17 protein-coding genes are annotated in these 15,355 nt (G+C 59.9%); 5 read left to right on the forward strand and 12 right to left on the reverse strand.

Translation table 11 applies throughout. The annotated features are described in order from the left end of the window. Positions 1 to 15 precede the first annotated feature (15 nt). Both HB633_RS01265 and HB633_RS01270 read right to left on the reverse strand, forming a co-directional pair. Positions 16 to 174 (reverse strand): DUF3309 family protein, encoded by a 159-nt coding sequence (locus tag HB633_RS01265; protein WP_069638401.1) that lies wholly within the window; start codon positions 172 to 174, stop codon positions 16 to 18. 309 nt (positions 175 to 483) lie between these two features. Next, entirely contained in the window at positions 484 to 2,076 is a 1,593-nt protein-coding gene (locus tag HB633_RS01270; protein WP_213776257.1) for an inorganic phosphate transporter, read from the reverse strand. A gap of 185 nt (positions 2,077 to 2,261) precedes the next feature. Between HB633_RS01270 and HB633_RS01275 the strand changes: the two genes are divergently transcribed. Both HB633_RS01275 and HB633_RS01280 read left to right on the forward strand, forming a co-directional pair. Continuing rightward, on the forward strand, positions 2,262 to 3,677 hold the full coding sequence (locus HB633_RS01275) for a CHAD domain-containing protein (RefSeq protein ID WP_213776258.1): 1,416 nt from the start codon (positions 2,262 to 2,264) through the stop codon (positions 3,675 to 3,677). Between the two features lie 54 nt (positions 3,678 to 3,731). After that, positions 3,732 to 4,547 carry a TOBE domain-containing protein gene (locus HB633_RS01280; RefSeq protein WP_213776259.1) on the forward strand — a complete coding sequence of 272 codons (816 nt, stop codon included), beginning with the start codon at positions 3,732 to 3,734 and terminating at the stop codon, positions 4,545 to 4,547. On the opposite strand, the gene HB633_RS01285 is transcribed toward HB633_RS01280, so the two are convergent. From HB633_RS01285 to HB633_RS01300, 4 genes are all read right to left on the reverse strand, one after another. After that, positions 4,510 to 5,229 (reverse strand): ATP-binding cassette domain-containing protein, encoded by a 720-nt coding sequence (locus HB633_RS01285; RefSeq protein WP_213776260.1) that lies wholly within the window; start codon positions 5,227 to 5,229, stop codon positions 4,510 to 4,512. The genes HB633_RS01280 and HB633_RS01285 overlap by 38 nt on opposite strands. 1 nt (position 5,230) lies before the next feature. Further along, the gene (gene modB / locus HB633_RS01290; RefSeq protein ID WP_213776261.1) at positions 5,231 to 5,905 is read right to left on the reverse strand and encodes a molybdate ABC transporter permease subunit; all 675 of its coding nucleotides are present in this window, start codon (positions 5,903 to 5,905) and stop codon (positions 5,231 to 5,233) included. Positions 5,906 to 5,911: 6 nt separating this feature from the next. Beyond that, positions 5,912 to 6,691, reverse strand: a complete 780-nt coding sequence (modA, locus tag HB633_RS01295; protein ID WP_213776563.1) for a molybdate ABC transporter substrate-binding protein — start codon at positions 6,689 to 6,691, stop codon at positions 5,912 to 5,914. A 75-nt stretch (positions 6,692 to 6,766) separates the two neighbouring features. Beyond that, entirely contained in the window at positions 6,767 to 7,462 is a 696-nt protein-coding gene (locus tag HB633_RS01300) for a phosphatase PAP2 family protein (RefSeq protein ID WP_213776262.1), read from the reverse strand. A 270-nt stretch (positions 7,463 to 7,732) separates the two neighbouring features. Here HB633_RS01300 and HB633_RS01305 point away from each other — a divergent pair, with 270 nt between their 5' ends. Both HB633_RS01305 and HB633_RS01310 read left to right on the forward strand, forming a co-directional pair. Next, positions 7,733 to 8,875 (forward strand): PHB depolymerase family esterase, encoded by a 1,143-nt coding sequence (locus HB633_RS01305; RefSeq protein WP_213776263.1) that lies wholly within the window; start codon positions 7,733 to 7,735, stop codon positions 8,873 to 8,875. A 126-nt stretch (positions 8,876 to 9,001) separates the two neighbouring features. Continuing rightward, a complete protein-coding gene (locus HB633_RS01310) occupies positions 9,002 to 9,175 on the forward strand; it encodes a DUF3563 family protein (RefSeq protein ID WP_082508548.1) in 174 nt (57 codons plus the stop codon). A gap of 143 nt (positions 9,176 to 9,318) precedes the next feature. On the opposite strand, the gene HB633_RS01315 is transcribed toward HB633_RS01310, so the two are convergent. The 5 genes from HB633_RS01315 to HB633_RS01335 all read right to left on the reverse strand — a co-directional run bounded on the left by HB633_RS01315 (position 9,319) and on the right by HB633_RS01335 (position 12,803). Next, complete coding sequence (locus tag HB633_RS01315; protein ID WP_213776264.1) at positions 9,319 to 9,738, reverse strand: organic hydroperoxide resistance protein; 420 nt, start codon at positions 9,736 to 9,738, stop codon at positions 9,319 to 9,321. 143 nt (positions 9,739 to 9,881) lie between these two features. Continuing rightward, entirely contained in the window at positions 9,882 to 10,334 is a 453-nt protein-coding gene (locus HB633_RS01320; RefSeq protein ID WP_213776564.1) for a MarR family transcriptional regulator, read from the reverse strand. Between the two features lie 139 nt (positions 10,335 to 10,473). Then, on the reverse strand, positions 10,474 to 11,295 hold the full coding sequence (locus HB633_RS01325; protein WP_213776265.1) for a BPSS1780 family membrane protein: 822 nt from the start codon (positions 11,293 to 11,295) through the stop codon (positions 10,474 to 10,476). Positions 11,296 to 11,298: 3 nt separating this feature from the next. Then, on the reverse strand, positions 11,299 to 12,276 hold the full coding sequence (locus tag HB633_RS01330; RefSeq protein WP_213776266.1) for a homoserine kinase: 978 nt from the start codon (positions 12,274 to 12,276) through the stop codon (positions 11,299 to 11,301). 113 nt (positions 12,277 to 12,389) lie between these two features. Beyond that, positions 12,390 to 12,803: a hypothetical protein gene (locus HB633_RS01335; protein ID WP_213776267.1), complete on the reverse strand. Its 414-nt coding sequence runs from the start codon at positions 12,801 to 12,803 to the stop codon at positions 12,390 to 12,392. 222 nt (positions 12,804 to 13,025) lie between these two features. On the opposite strand from HB633_RS01335, the gene HB633_RS01340 reads away from it, so the two are divergent. Next, entirely contained in the window at positions 13,026 to 14,558 is a 1,533-nt protein-coding gene (locus tag HB633_RS01340) for an AMP nucleosidase (protein WP_213776565.1), read from the forward strand. A 46-nt stretch (positions 14,559 to 14,604) separates the two neighbouring features. Here HB633_RS01340 and HB633_RS01345 read toward each other — a convergent pair whose 3' ends face one another. Continuing rightward, the gene (locus HB633_RS01345) at positions 14,605 to 15,354 is read right to left on the reverse strand and encodes a TIGR00730 family Rossman fold protein (RefSeq protein ID WP_062002504.1); all 750 of its coding nucleotides are present in this window, start codon (positions 15,352 to 15,354) and stop codon (positions 14,605 to 14,607) included. Position 15,355: the final 1 nt, after the last annotated feature.

Consider the following 15,355-nt stretch of genomic DNA (forward strand, 5'->3'; position numbering starts at 1 on the left):
TCTGCGACTAGTGACTTATAGCCGGCCCATGAGCAGCAGCACGATCACGATGATCAGCACCACGCCCAGAATACCGCTTGGGCCGTAACCCCAGCTGCGGCTGTGCGGCCACGACGGGAAAGCGCCGAGCAGCAACAGGATCAACACCACTAGCAAAATTGTTCCGATAGTCATTCCACTTCTCCTTAATTATTGGCGTCTGCTGAAGAGTGAATGGCGATGCCGCGAGCGGGGCGGCGTGAGTATCGGCGGATGGTGAAGCTTGTCGTGTCCCGCATCGCCGATACCTTCGCGATTGCCTGATCCTATGAGCAAGCGGTGTGCCATCGGCGGAGGTGCTTGATGGATATGGGTCGGGATCGATACAGCGCTTGCGTGCAGACAAAAGCCGGTCAGCGGTCGGGAAATTTTGCAAGCGAAGCGGCAGTTTGACGAGGGTTCGAAAAACCGCCGCCGCGTGAGGTCGGGAGAAGAGAGAAACGCTCAGAACAAGCCGCGGAAAACCCAGAACAAGCCCGCCGCCAGCGCGATGGAAACCGGCAAGGTCAGAACCCAGGCAAGCGCCAGGCTTCGCACTGTTTTCCATTGCAGGCCGGAGCCATTCGCGGCCATCGTTCCCGCGACGCCAGACGACAACACGTGGGTCGTGCTGACCGGCAGGCCATAAATATCGGCGGCGCCGATTGTCACCATCGCGACCAGTTCCGCCGAAGCGCCTTGCCCATACGTCAAATGCGTCTTGCCGATACGCTCGCCCACCGTCACCACGATGCGCTTCCAGCCGACCATCGTGCCGAGTCCAAGGGCGACCGCGACGGCGACCTTGACCCAAGTGGGGATGAACTTCGTCGAGTGATCGAGCTGGCCTTTGTAGTTCTTGAGCACGGCGGCATCTTCAGGCGCGAAAGCAGGCGCGTTCTGCTTGTCCATCAGGCGCAGCGCTTCTGAACTCACGTACATGTTGTTGCGCACGTTGCCCACGATATTTTGCGGCACGGTCGCCATCGAATCCGACGTGCCGACTTGCCCGTCGATGATATCGGTGAGCTGCTTCAACGCGACGATCGTATTTGGCTCGACCGTCTTGGTTTGCACGTAGTGCTGCACGATGGCGCGCGGATCGGCGACGGGCGCCGCGCCATTCGTGTATTTGCCGAGCACTTCGGACGCGTGATGGCCGACCGACACGAAGGTTTGCGTCTCGGCAGGCGTCACGGCCTTGTTCAGCGCGTAAGCGGTCGGGACCGTGCCGATCAGGATCAGCATGATGAGTCCCATTCCTTTCTGACCATCGTTGGAGCCGTGCGCGAACGAAACGCCCGTGCAGGTCAGGATCAGCAGGCATCGAATCCAGAAGGGCGGCGGCGTGTTTTTCTTCGGCTCTTTATAAAGCGCGGGAACGCGCACGACGAGCTTCATCACATAAAGCAGCAGGCCGGCCAGCAGAAAGCCAATCAGCGGCGAAAACAGCAACGACTTGCCGACCGCCAGCGCCTGCCCCCAGTCCACGCCCGATGTCCCCGACGTGCCATGCAACATCTGGTTCATCAGCCCGACGCCGATCACCGATCCAATCAGCGTATGCGAACTCGACGATGGAATTCCGACCGCCCACGTTCCCAGGTTCCAGATGATGGCGGCGATCAAAAGCGCAAAGACCATCGCGAATCCCTGCGATGTCCCGACGCCGAGGATCAGTTCCACCGGCAGCAATTGCAGGATGCCGAACGCAACCGCGCCGCTCGATACCAGCACGCCGAGGAAATTCCATGCGCCCGACCACACGACTGCAAGATTCGGCGCGAGGGAATGTGTGTAGATGACCGTCGCGACGGCGTTGGCGGTATCGTGGAAGCCATTAACGAACTCAAAACCCAGCGCGATCATCAACGCGATACCGAGTAGCACGTAAGGCAATATCGATGATTGCTGGACCGATTCGAGGTCGTGCAGTAAATGCGTGACGCAATAAATGATGCCGCCGGCAATCACGATCAGGAAGAGCGGCATGCTGAGCCGCCGTCCGAGCGTTCGCCCTTGCGTGTCGTTGCTATCGGGAAGGGTCAAGTCAGGCATGTAACGTCCTTTGTGCGGAAGCTGCGGGTATAGCGGAGGGTGGGCATCTGGCAGTGACGCCGTCCATGTTTGCACGCGCTTTATTGCGTTTTGATGACACGTGAAAGTATTGAAATTCGTCTGATTTGAAAGCGCGGCTTGGGACTTGCTGCCTTATCGAGTGCCGCGTTCATGGTGGAGAACTTATGTTGCAACTTGTCGAGTTGGTGATGGTTTCCCGTGATGTGTCGAACACGCCGCCCGAGAAGGCGCTCTCAAAACTCGACTCGTTTTCCAATGCACGCCGTGGCGATTTCATGTTGCGAACGCAAAAAGTCGAGGCGGATTTGCAAGGCTGGAACGTGCAAATCGAAGCGCGTGGAAAGCAGACGATGTTTGCCGCGTGTCGGGGGGAATGGCCGCTTGTCCGTCGCGTGGAGGCCGCGGCCGGCGCGCAGGATGATCTAAGAGCGTGGATCGCGTCAGAAGAAATGCTGGCTGACTTGCAGAAGCACCTCGGCGATAGCGACCCCATCCTTGGCGAAGGATCCGAAGCAGCAGTCAGCGAATGGGATACACCTGGCGCGGTCCGCGCAACGCTTCGGGTCAATACGGACCACACGGCCACCTTGACGCTTGCAGCGGCGCCCGAATCGCGTGAGGCCCTGTTTGCTCTCGCGCGTGAGATCGCGAAGGCGCTGCCGTTCGTGATCATGCCAATTCACATCGATCCCGGCGTGCACGAGCCGGTGAAAGCCGACAAGCTTAAATTGCCGCGGCACGCCACGCCGACCGATGCCTTCACCGACATCGGCAAGTCCGTGGCGGCGCATTGGTTCGGCAACGACGCTGCGTCGCGCGGCGGGCTCGAAGCGGAGCACGTGCATCAATTGCGCGTGGCGCAGCGACGCCTCAAAACCGCGCTCAAACTCTTTCCCGAATGGATCGATGAAACCTGGAACACGCAAGTCGCGCCCGACTTGACGTGGTTTGGCGACTTGCTCGCCGACGCCCGCGACTGGGATGTCTTCACCGACACGACCCTCGCCGTCTACGCCGCCGTCGATGACGAACATCGTCGAGATTCATGGTCCCCGATAAAGCGCGCCGCCGATGCAAAGCGCATCGCCGCGCGCGAGCGCCTTATTGACGCGATGAACTCGCCGCGTTACGCGAGCCTCGCCTTGTCGTTCGTGCAGTGGTTCAGTGCGCTCGAAGCGCCGCCCGAGTTTGCGCATCGCACGCTCGGGGAGCATGCGCAAAAGCGCATCGCCAAGCATTATCGGAAGATCGCGCGGGCGCCCGATCTGACCACCATCGACGCACGCACGCGGCACAAAGTGCGCATTCACGCCAAGCGCCTGCGGTACGCGCTCGAGTTTTTCCGCTCGATCGTCACGCGATCCACACGCAAGGACGTCGAGGAGGCGCTAGGCGATTTGCAGACCGTTCTGGGCGATGGCAACGACGCAGCTGTCGCCGCACAACGCCTTGCAGCACTGGACGAAGCCGGTGATTTCCAAAGAGGCCTGGCGAAGGGCTTCGCGATCGCGGCCCAGCAAATGCACGCCGCCGAAGGCGAGCGTATCCTGCGCAAGATAAAAAAGCCGCGTATCAGGTAATTTTTAGGCATCCAATATAATTGCGAGACTTTATAACCAGCCGACGACGCAGCCATGACCCACGAAATGCGTGACGAACCCCTCGAAGTCGGCGGCGCCGTCTGGTTTCGCAGCGGCAATGAGACGCTCGGCGGCGCGACGCGCATTGCCTTGCTCGCGGCCATCCAGCAAACCGGCTCGATCACAGGCGCGGCCAAAGCAGTCGGGATGAGTTACAAGGCGGCGTGGGACGCTATCGATGCCATGAACAACCTCGCGGGCGCTGCGCTCGTCGTGCGTGCGACGGGCGGCAAGGGCGGCGGCGGGACGACGCTGACGCCAAAGGCGCTGAAACTGATCGATACCTATGGCGCCATCGAACGAGAACACCGGCTGTTTCTTGAACGTGCGGGCGCGGCGATCGAAGGTTTTGAGCACGACTGGCAACTCATCGGGCGAATCGGCATGAAAACCAGCGCACGCAATCAGTTATTCGGCAAGGTTAAAAAGATCACGCGCGGTGCGGTCAATGATGAAATCGAACTCGTATTGTCGGGCGGCCAATCGATCGTCGCCATCGTCACGCACGAAAGCACCGAGTCGCTCGGCCTCAAGGAGGGCGGTGGCGCGTTTGCACTGGTGAAGGCGTCGTGGGTGATCCTGATGGCGGACGAGCCGGTCCGCATCTCGGCGCGCAATCAATTGAAGGGGAAGGTCTCGAAAGTGACGCGCGGCACAGTGAACGCGGAAGTTTCGCTCGCGCTCGACGACTCGACCACGGTCACCGCCATTATCACGAATGAAAGCGTGGAGACGCTCGGGCTCGCGGAAGGTCAGAATGCGATTGCGGCGTTCAAGGCGTCGAGCGTGATTCTTGGCGTGACGGACTGATGCTGCCGGCATCGTGAATTTGCACGATCCCCTCGCGCAGATTCACGACCTGATCGCCGAACATGGCGACATCGTCGGGATCGTGCGTGATGAGGACCATGGGAATATCCAGGCGGCTTTGCAGGTCCGCAAGTTCCTGGCGCATGCGCTGACGCAGCGCCATGTCGAGCGCGGAGAACGGCTCATCGAGCAAGAGCAGTTGTGGATGCGGAATCAGCGCCCGCGCCAGCGCCACACGCTGTTTTTGCCCGCCGGACAATTGCCCGGGATATTGCCGTGCAACCGGCTTCAGATCGAACGCGTTCAGCCAGTAATCAATGTCCGCATGCGCCACGTGTTTCGACGGATTCCACCAGCCGCGCTTGAGGCCGAACGCAATGTTTTGCCGCACGTTCAGGTGCGGAAAAAGCGCGTAGTCCTGGAACAGATAAGCGATGCGCCGCGCCTGCGGCGTCAGGTCGATACCCTTGTTCATATCGAGCAGCGTGGTGCCATTCAGCACGATCTCGCCTTCGTCCAGATGGATCAATCCCGCGATAGCCTGCAGCGTCAGGCTTTTCCCCGCGCCCGACGGCCCGAACAGCACGATGCGCTGGCTTGTCGATTCGAACGCTACGTCGAGCAGGAAATCGCGCTCGGGCGTGATGAAATGCTTGCGCAGGCGAATGGAAAGAGCGGTCATATCAACGTACCGATGCCATCGAACGCTGGGGCAACAATCGCCCTGCTGCGAGCAGGATCACTACGCAGGTCACCGATGTCACGATCACCAGGACGTTTGCCGTGCTGTCGTCGCCGGCTTGCACGGCTGCATACACCGCGACCGAAAGCGTCTGCGTCCGGCCCGGCAGGTTGCCCGCGATCATCAGTGTGGCGCCGAATTCGCCCAGCGCCCGCGCAAACGCGAGCAGCGCGCCAGCCAGAATGCCGCGTGCGGCGAGCGGCAATGTGACGCGAAAAAACACGGCGGTTTCGGTGACGCCGAGCGTTCGCGCCGCACGCTCGAACTGCGGATCGACGGCTTCAAATGCCGTGCGCGCGGATTTCAGAACGAGCGGAAAAGCGACCACCGCCGACGCGATCACGGCGCCTTGCCAGGTGAAGACCAGCTGGATATCGAATTTGTCGAGCCACGCGCCGATCACGCCGCGCCGGCCGAGTAGCACGAGCAAGTAATACCCCAGCACCGTGGGCGGCATGACGAGCGGCAGCGTCAGCAACGAATCGACGAGTTCACGCGCCGACGAGCGCCAGCGCGACAAACCGAACGCCACCGCGACGCCAAGCACGACGTCGATCGCCGTCGCCCAACCGGCCACTTTCAGCGACAGCAACAGCGGTATCCACGCGTGATCCATGAAGTTTTACTTCACTGGCGGCTTGAAGCCGAACTGCGCAAGCGTTTTCTGGCCTTCAGGCGACAAGACGAACGCAATGAAAGACTGGGCATCGGCGGCATGCTTGCTTTGCGCGACCTGGGCGATCGGATAGGTGATCGTGGTTTGCGTCGGCACCGTCAGCGCCACTTTCACCCGATCCGGCATCACGGCGGCATCGGTGCCAAAAACGAATCCCGCGTCCACTTCGCCGCGCGCCACGTAGTCGAGACTTTGGCGCACGTTCGACGCCAGCACGCCCTTCGCGCTGACCGCATCCCAGACGCCCGCTTCCTTGAGCGCGCCTTCGGTGTATCGGCCGACAGGCACCGAAGCCGGATCGCCGTATGCCACGCGCTTGACGCTGGCTTCGGTGAGGTCCTTCACCCTGGCGGGCGCGAATGCGCTGTCCTTCGGCACGATCAACACAAGCGAATTCGCGGCGAAGTCGCGGCGCGATTCGGTGGCGATCACCTTTTCCCCGATGGCCTTGTCCATTGCTTTCTGATCGGCGGACGCAAAGACATCGGCGGGCGCGCCTTTCACGATCTGCTGCATGAGCACGTCGGACGCGCCGAAATTCATTAGGACCTTGGTGCCGGGATGCTGCTTCTCATAGGCGTCGCCGATAGCCTTGAATGCGTTAGTCAGGCTTGCGGCCGCGGAGACGACGATTTCATCGGCATGGGCCGCACTTTGCAGCGCGATGGAAGAAACGGCGAGGGCGGCAACGATCAGCGATTGTTTGAGTTTGAACACGATGGCCAGGTCGAAATGAATGGAAAGCGCATCGTAATATATTCGCGGCTATAACGGGAAGCGCGCGCTCGTTTACTCGGGACTTCATGACTCTGTCGTGCCACCAAAGCGGACGTCGATATGCCGTGCCGGCTTCGCGACCGGCTTGTCGTATTGACCGGCTTTCCAACGCGCCCGGATAAAGGGCTGCTCACGGCCGGATAATTGCAGCGCGATATCGGTAATCCAGCGCTGCGTGGGCACAGGGATGCCGTGGAGCACGACCGCGACAACCGCGAGACTCACTGCAACCGGCGCAGGCGACAGCTTGCCTGCTTCCGCGCGCCACGCATACGCCACGAACAGAAGCGCCGTCACAGCGCCGAGCCCGCAACCCGTGACCACTTCCGATACCGAATGCGCGTTCAACAGAATGCGCGACACCCCGACCACGATTCCGATCAGCACGCCAAGACTGACGCCGAGCCCGCGAACCCATTGCCGGCCGGGCAGGCACGCCACGAACAAAGCGACAGGCAACACCGCCGACGAGATCATTGCGTGGCCGCTGATTCCGGTGAAGTCCAGATCGCGCACGCCGATGCCCCAGCCCATGAACGCAAGCTTGGTGACGAAGACCAGTCCGCTTGCCGAGCCGAGCAAAACAAGCCAGCACACAGCGTAGCGCCACGGGTATCCGAGAGCGAGCCAGCCTGCAACCGCGAGGGCGAGCGGGATCATGACGCCGACGCTGCCGATCGAAGTAATGGTGAGCCATAGAGATATTGGCAAGTCAGGCATGACGATTGTTCCGCATAGCGGGAAAAAGCAGACATTATACCGGGCGACTCCTGCCACAAACTTATCGGAAGCAATCTTCGGGAATTGCACCGATAGGCACAACATCGCCTAATTTGTTCGCTTCTGGCATCTACGTGTCAACTATGTGTGTCAAGGTGAAATTCTGTGTCTTGCACACGGCGTCCGATTAAATGTTATTGTGCACTGCACAACGTCCGTCATTCCAACGCGGTCTGACGGCCCACTTTTCAGTGTGCAGGATCGAATTCCATGCCTAAAAGTCTGACTAAATTATGGCTGCGAGGCTTGAAACGCCTGGTTGCCACGCAAATTGCGCCGCCGAAATCTCCCAAGCCGCGTACTGCAGCCCGGCCCACGAGCGCTAAGGCTGCGAAACCCGCGGCAAACCCAAGTCCGGCGGTCAAGCCGAGAACTTCGGTGAAGACGCAAGCCGTGCGCGAATCGCGGGTGCGGCCTCGCGCTTCGGCGTGGGCGACGGGGAAATGGACACGCTCGTTCCACTCGGCGCCCCCGGCTGCCGGCCGGTTTGTGAACCACCTGGCTTACGCCCTGTATTTGCCGGCCAACGCCGAGCCTACCGGCATGCCACTGCTGGTAATGATGCACGGCTGCCAGCAATCCGCCGAGGACTTCGCACAGGGGACGCGGGTCAACTTGCTCGCGGACCGGTATGGATTCGCGGTTTTGTATCCGGAGCAGTCGAAAACAGCGCATGTTCACCGATGCTGGCACTGGTACGAGGGCTCGGGCGCTGGAGAGGCGGCTTCGGTTGTATCGCTGGTAAGGGAAATTGTCGGCCGTCACGATCTGGATGCCGAGCGCGTCTATCTCGCCGGAATGTCGGCCGGCGCCGGGCTTGCGGCCGTGCTTGCGGTCAAATATCCATCTGTTTTCGCGGCGGTTGGCCTGCATTCGGGCGTGGTCTTCGGCGATGCCAATTCCGGCATTGATGCAATGGACGTCATGCGTCGAGGCTCGCGGAAGGATCCCGTAGCCTTGATCGACGCCGCCGTCGACGTGGGCAGTTACCCCGGCATGCCGACCGTGATCGTGCACGGCGAGTTGGACTCCGTGGTGTCGAAGGTCAATGCTGAGCAGTTGACTTCGGAATTCCTGCGTCTGAACCGTTTCACCGACGCCAACGGCGCCTGGCAAAACGGCGAACGTCGCGAAGAAACGCAAGCTGACGGCGTGACGACGGATTACTTGAAAAATGGCCGGCGCGTGATGCGCGTTTGTATCGTGCGCGGACTTGGCCACGCGTGGAGCGGTGGTGACGATACCGTGCCATTCCATTCGGCCAAGGGACCGGAGGCTTCAGCGATGCTCTGGGAGTTCTTCAAGCATCAACGCCGCGTGCAGTCGCCGGTTCGCGACGAAACGCTTGCTTAGGTCGAGTGTTGTAAAAAAGCCTTTTGCATCAATACGTTCTTTTGAACACTTGCCCGTGACTAGGGATTACCCTATACTTCGTTCAAGCACTAGGTAATTACCCTATATCACCAAGCGAGGTTCACCATGTATCTGCTCAGCCGCCTCTTCCTGTTCCTGACGAAATCCGCCGACCAGCGTGACAAGGAGCGCAACGACGCTTATCTGGCCGAAGCCACTGACATTTACGACCTCGAATACCGCATGAAGAAACTGGATCGTCGTGCAACGACACGTCATCCTTCGTGGCTCGCGCAGTAATTCAACGGCCGTAACGAAGTACAAGCAGGATTCGGTACGCCGAAAGCGGCGCTATTGAAGCAAAGAAATGCCGGCTCTAATGGCCGGCATTTTTGCGTATTGCACCAGGACACTCGAGGGCTTTCGCCCCCGTGGGCATTGCTTTAAACCAGCTTGACGCGGACGTCCACGTTACCGCGTGTGGCGTTCGAGTACGGGCAGACTTGGTGAGCGGTGTCGACCAGTGTTTGCGCTTCGGCTGCATCGAGTCCAGGCAGAGAAACCCGCAACTCGATATCCAGCGCGAAGCCGCCTTTATCATTCGGGCCGACGCCTACATCGGCCGAGACGGTCGTATCGGCAGGAATTGCCTTCTTTTGCTGACCGGCGACAAACTTCATTGCACTAAGAAAACAAGCCGAATAGCCGGCCGCGAAAAGCTGTTCCGGGTTCGTGCCGGCAGCGCCCGCGCCGCCCAATTCCTTCGGCGCGCTCAATTTCACATCCAGATTTTTGTCAGACGATACCGCCCGGCCGTCGCGGCCACCCGTGCTCGTTGCGTGTGCGGTGTAAAGGACGCTCATGATCTTCTCCTGTTCAATGGTTGCCGCTTGCGGCAGAAAGTGTCTTTGGGAATGCGCTCACCACGGGAATAAATATATCGCGCTAATCATTAGTGTGCAAACTAAATCGGCGTCAGACGCGATTGGTAATTTCTATCAATTTGTTAAGTTTCGTTGTGCTCCATCAGCGACCCACGCAGTTGGATGAGTTCGTCGCGTAGTTTCAGTAAGCGTTCAGCGTCGGATCCGGCAGCGCAGAAGATTTCGGCCGGGATGCCGCGGATGGCTTTTTTGATGGCGCGGCCGGCATCGGTCAGGTTGATGTGCACCTGCCGCTCGTCTTCCTTGCTGCGCATGCGCTGTACGAAACCTTGGGCTTCGAGACGCTTGAGCAATGGCGTCATGGTGGCTGAATCGAGATTCAAGCGCTCGGCCATCTGCTTGACGGTCAGCGCGTCGCTTTCCCATAGCACGAGCATCGCCAGGTATTGCGGATAGGTCAGCCCGACCTTGTCCAGCAACGGTTTGTACGTTTTTGTCATCGCCAGCGACGTGGAGTAGAGCGCGAAGCAAAGTTGGGCGTCGAGCTCGAGCGGGATTTGCGGCGAAGAAGTCATGGCGATCGCATTCACTGCGCTAGGAACGATACGTAACGATACTGCACGCGAATCGTTAGTGCACGAAGCAAATGAAAAGGGCGAAAAAAATGCGCCAATGATCTCGGGGGTCATCGGCGCTTTATGCGTCTTCAGCGAATCACGCCGTGGGTCCTGAAAGATCGGGGATATCGTCCGCCGGATCCTCTGATTGCAAGCCAAAACACCCGCGATAAGTCGCGTAAAACGAGCAATACAACGCGCTGGTGACCAGGATGGAGGCCGGCATCAGCACGGCGAGCGCCATTTCCTGCCCAACCCCGAGTACTTGCATCAACGCACTCAATCCAAACGATACCGCCAGCGCCACGCCAATCCACAATGCCCCGTAAAGCACGAACGCCCCACGATTGCGCCAGCAGCCGACAAAGCTGAAAAACAGCGCCTTCGCCGGCGGCACGTCGTGCCAGGCCACGAGAACCGGCGCGAACCAGAACAGCATGGCGACCGGGATATAGCAGGCCATTGCAACCAGCACTGCGAGCGGGTTGAAGCTTGCCGCGATGGTTTCGGGATCGCCGGCGGGGCCGTTGCCGATCATCAGGTTGAGCAGCACGCCATCATCAACAAGCGCCGACAACGCGAACACAATGCCCATTGCAAGCACATACACCACGCCGAGCACGAGCAACCGGCGCGCGACTATCTGCCCGTAAGACCGGAAGCCATCGACCAGCACGGTCGGCCAGACCGGCTTTTTCGCGATGGTATTGCGGCAAGCGGCCATGAATCCGACCGCGACGCCCGGTATCAGCAGCAGCGGCAGCACGGGACCAATCACCGGTAGCCGCGAAATCAGCGTCATGGCAAACAGATACGCGAAGAACACCGTAAGAAACGCGAGCGGATTCCGGCGAAACAGCCAGATTCCCTGTCGGAACCACACATAACCGGTTTTAGCGGGGACTTCGATCAAATGCATTGATTAATTACCGTCAGCGGGAGGGGGCGCAGTTTTGATGCGCTCACGCAAAATGCGTTCGAAATGGCCAGGATCGTGCGGTTTCAGCATTTCGGCTTCGCGGGGCCGGTAGAAGTCGTAAAGACGCGATACCCAGAAACGCAAAGCGCCCGCACGCAGCATGTCGCTCCAATGGTGTTCTTCGGCCGGCGTGAATGGACGCACCGTTTGGTAGGCGCGCAGCAGCGCGTCCGTGCGCGCTGTATCCAGTGCGCCGGTTGCGAGGTCGACGCACCAGTCGTTCACGCAGACGGCGACATCGAACAGCCATTTGTCGTTGCCGGCGAAATAAAAGTCGAAAAAGCCACCGAGACGCGTTTCGTCCGCCGTGGGATGCGCGAACAGCACGTTGTCGCGAAACAGATCGCAATGGCAAGGGCCTTCCGGCATTGCCTTGTATTCAGCCGATGCAAAAAACGCCGACTGATGCGCGAGTTCGTTGTTGATCAGCGCCCGCTGGTCGCCGCTGAGATGCGGCAATACGGCCGGCACGTTTTCCTGCCACCACGCGAGGCTGCGCAGATTCGGCTGATACAGGGCGAAATCACGCCCCGCCAGGTGAAGCCGCGCCAACATGTGACCGACCTCGATGCAGTGAGCCGCCCCTGGCGACAATTCCGGCGCGCCATCGAGTTTCGTCACGACAGTCGCCGGCTTGCCGTTCAGCGTGCCAAACAACGCGCCGTCGCGACGTGGCATTGGATCGGGAACCGGCACCGCGTGCGACGCCAGATGGCGCATCAGATCGAGGTAAAACGGTAACTGGGTTGCCGTCAGATTTTCGAAGATGGTGAGAACATACGCGCCGCGCGTGGTCGTCAAAAAGAAGTTGCTGTTTTCGATGCCGGATGCGATGCCACGGAAATCGATGACTTCGCCGAGTTCGTAGTTCTGGAGCCAGTCGGTGAGCTGGGAATCGGAGACAGCAGTGAATACGGCCATGCGGGAGTGCGTCGGTGAGGTTGGAAGGCGCGCAGACCGGCGTGCGGATCAGTGGCGGGGACAGCGGCGAACGCCGGGCAGCGGCTTGAGTACAGCCCGGCGGCCATGAAAGCTTAGTAGGTCAGATTCCACGAAGGCAGGCGCGTGCTCGCCTTGCCGTTGTCGCGCACGGTCGGCGACGTGTCGGCGGGCGCGCTCATCTGATAGCGCGTGCCGAAATTCGAGCGCACGTTGATCTCGACAGGCTTGCCTTTGTCGCGATATTCGGTGATTTCCGTGCCGTTCGTGCTGGTCTCGTGATAGCTCGGCAGGCGCGGCGGCGAAATCTCCACCTTCGAGCTGACTTCCGCTGCCGGGCGATTGATCGCCCTCAGGTCGGGCAGGCCGGCGTTCTCTTCGGGCGACATGACGTGCGCCGGAGCTGCATCCTTCGCGGCTGCCGATTGAGCGGGAAGGCTCTGCGCGTTTGCGCCGATGCTGGCTGCGGCCAGAACAGCCGCGATGGCGACAGATTGAAGCGACTTCATGATGTTTCTCCAGATGAGTCCCCGAATTTTAGCAAAACGCACCCGCTTGAGGGATGCTAAGGGACATTTGAATCGTCGCAAATGCCTTATTTTGCGCTGGTTTCAAATAAAGCATGGCGTTGTGCCCCGATGTGTTGAAGAAACGCATCGGCGGGAGGGGTGTTCATGGGCTCGTGGTTCTTCCGTGTTAATGTCGATTCATCACAAGAGCGCATGAAGAACATGACAAACGATCGGACTCAATCCACCCATTCCACGCCCGCCAGCAACTTCCCCACGGAATCTTTCGATGACCCCGTGGCAGCGGTTGCACGGGTATCGGCCATTTACGAAGCCAATACCGGGTTCCTGCGCGACGCCTTCGCGCGTTACCGGAAAAACGAGCCGTTTTCGCATCGCGTGAGAGCGTGTTATCCGTTCGTGCGCGTGCGGACCGAGCTGAACACGCAGATCGATTCACGCCGTTCGTATGGGTTCGTCGCGGGGCCGGGGATCTTCGAGACCACGCTCACGCGGCCGGACATGTTCGGCGATTATTATCGCGAGCAATTGCGCCTGCTCGCCAAGAACCATCATGTCGGGATTGAAGTCGGCGTGTCGGCGCAGCCCATTCCAATTCACTTCGCGTTTGCCGAAGGCATTCACCTGGAAGGCGACCTGGATCGCGACCGGCTGCTCGCCATGCGCAATATCTTCGATATGCCCGACCTCGCGCTGCTCGACGACCGCATCGTGAACGGCACGTATGAACCCGGTCCGGGCGAACCGCATCCGCTCGCGTTATTTACGGCGGCGCGGGTGGATTTCTCGTTGCATCGGCTGAAGCATTACACCGCGACTTCGCCCACGCACACGCAGAACTACGTGCTTTATACGAACTACCAGTTTTATATCGATGAATTCGTGAAACTCGGCCGCAGGATCATGTCCAAGGCGGACGACGAGGACACGCGCAAGTACCGCAGCGAATACACATCGTTTGTGGAACCGGGCGACGTGATTACAGGCAACGAAAACCTTGCCGATCTGCAGGAAGAACCGCAAGGCGTGGCGCCCGCGCGCCTGCCGCAAATGCCCGCGTATCACCTGAAACGCGCCGACGGCAGCGGCATCACGATGATCAACATCGGCGTGGGGCCATCGAATGCCAAGACGATCACGGACCACATCGCCGTGCTGCGTCCGCACGCGTGGATCATGCTCGGGCATTGCGCCGGGTTACGAAATACGCAGCGCCTCGGCGACTACGTGCTCGCGCACGGTTATGTGCGCGAAGACCACGTACTTGATGCCGACTTGCCGCTCTGGATTCCGATTCCCGCACTGGCCGAGGTCCAGGTCGCGCTGGAAAAAGCCGTCGCGCAGGTAACCAAGCTCGAAGGCGTGGACCTGAAGCACGTGATGCGTACCGGAACCGTTGCGAGCGTGGATAACCGCAACTGGGAATTGCGCGATCACCGCGAGCCGGTACAGCGTTTATCGCAGAGCCGCGCGATTGCACTCGACATGGAAAGTGCGACCATCGCCGCGAACGGGTTCAGGTTTCGCGTGCCATACGGAACGCTGCTTTGCGTCTCCGATAAACCTCTGCACGGCGAACTGAAGCTGCCCGGCATGGCGGATCAGTTTTATCGCGCGCAAGTGGATCAGCATTTGCAGATCGGCGTGATGGCAATGGAATTGCTGCGCATGAACGGCCTATCGAAACTGCATAGCCGCAAGTTGCGCGGGTTCGCTGAAGTGGCGTTCCAGTGAGGCAAAAAGCGGCTCCGGAAGGAGCCGCTTTCGATCTACCAAGCCATCAAAGATAGAACATCCGGTCTTCGTCGGACTTGCCTTCGGCGGGCTGTTCTTCCGCAGTTTCACGGTCTTCGTAGAATTGCAGCACCGCTTCGAGCACCTGGTCCGGATCATCGATGACCTGCATCAGATCCAGGTCCTTCTCGCTGATCACGCCGGTCGGAACCAGCGTATTGCGGAACCACGAGAGCAGGCCTTCCCAGAACTCGGCGCCCACCAGCACGATGGGAACATGCCGCGATTTCTTCGTCTGGATCAGCGTCAGCACTTCGGCCATTTCGTCGAGCGTGCCGAAGCCGCCCGGCATGACGACCACGGCGTCCGAATTCTTCACGAACGTGACTTTGCGCGTGAAGAAATGGCGGAACCGCAGCGAAATATCCTGCCACTGGTTGCCCGACTGCTCGTGCGGCAACTCGATGTTCAAGCCCACCGACGGCGACTTGCCCGCATGCGCGCCCTTGTTCGCGGCTTCCATGATGCCGGGACCGCCGCCGGAGATTACGGCGAAGCCCGCGTCGGAAAATTTCTGCGCGATTTCAATGGTGAGCTTGTAGTAAGGCGACTCGGGTTTCAGGCGCGCCGAACCATAGATGCTGATGGCAGGGCGGATCTCGGAGAGGTACTCGGTCGCCTCGATAAACTCTGCCATAATCGTGAACATCTGCCACGATGCGCGAGCCTTCTTGGCCGTCGCGCGCTCTTGATCTGCGAGCGATCGCAGACTCGGAATCACTTTTCTTTTGTTCATA

Origin of the sequence: Caballeronia sp. dw_276 (genome assembly GCF_018449635.1) — a bacterium.
GTDB lineage: Bacteria > Pseudomonadota > Gammaproteobacteria > Burkholderiales > Burkholderiaceae > Caballeronia.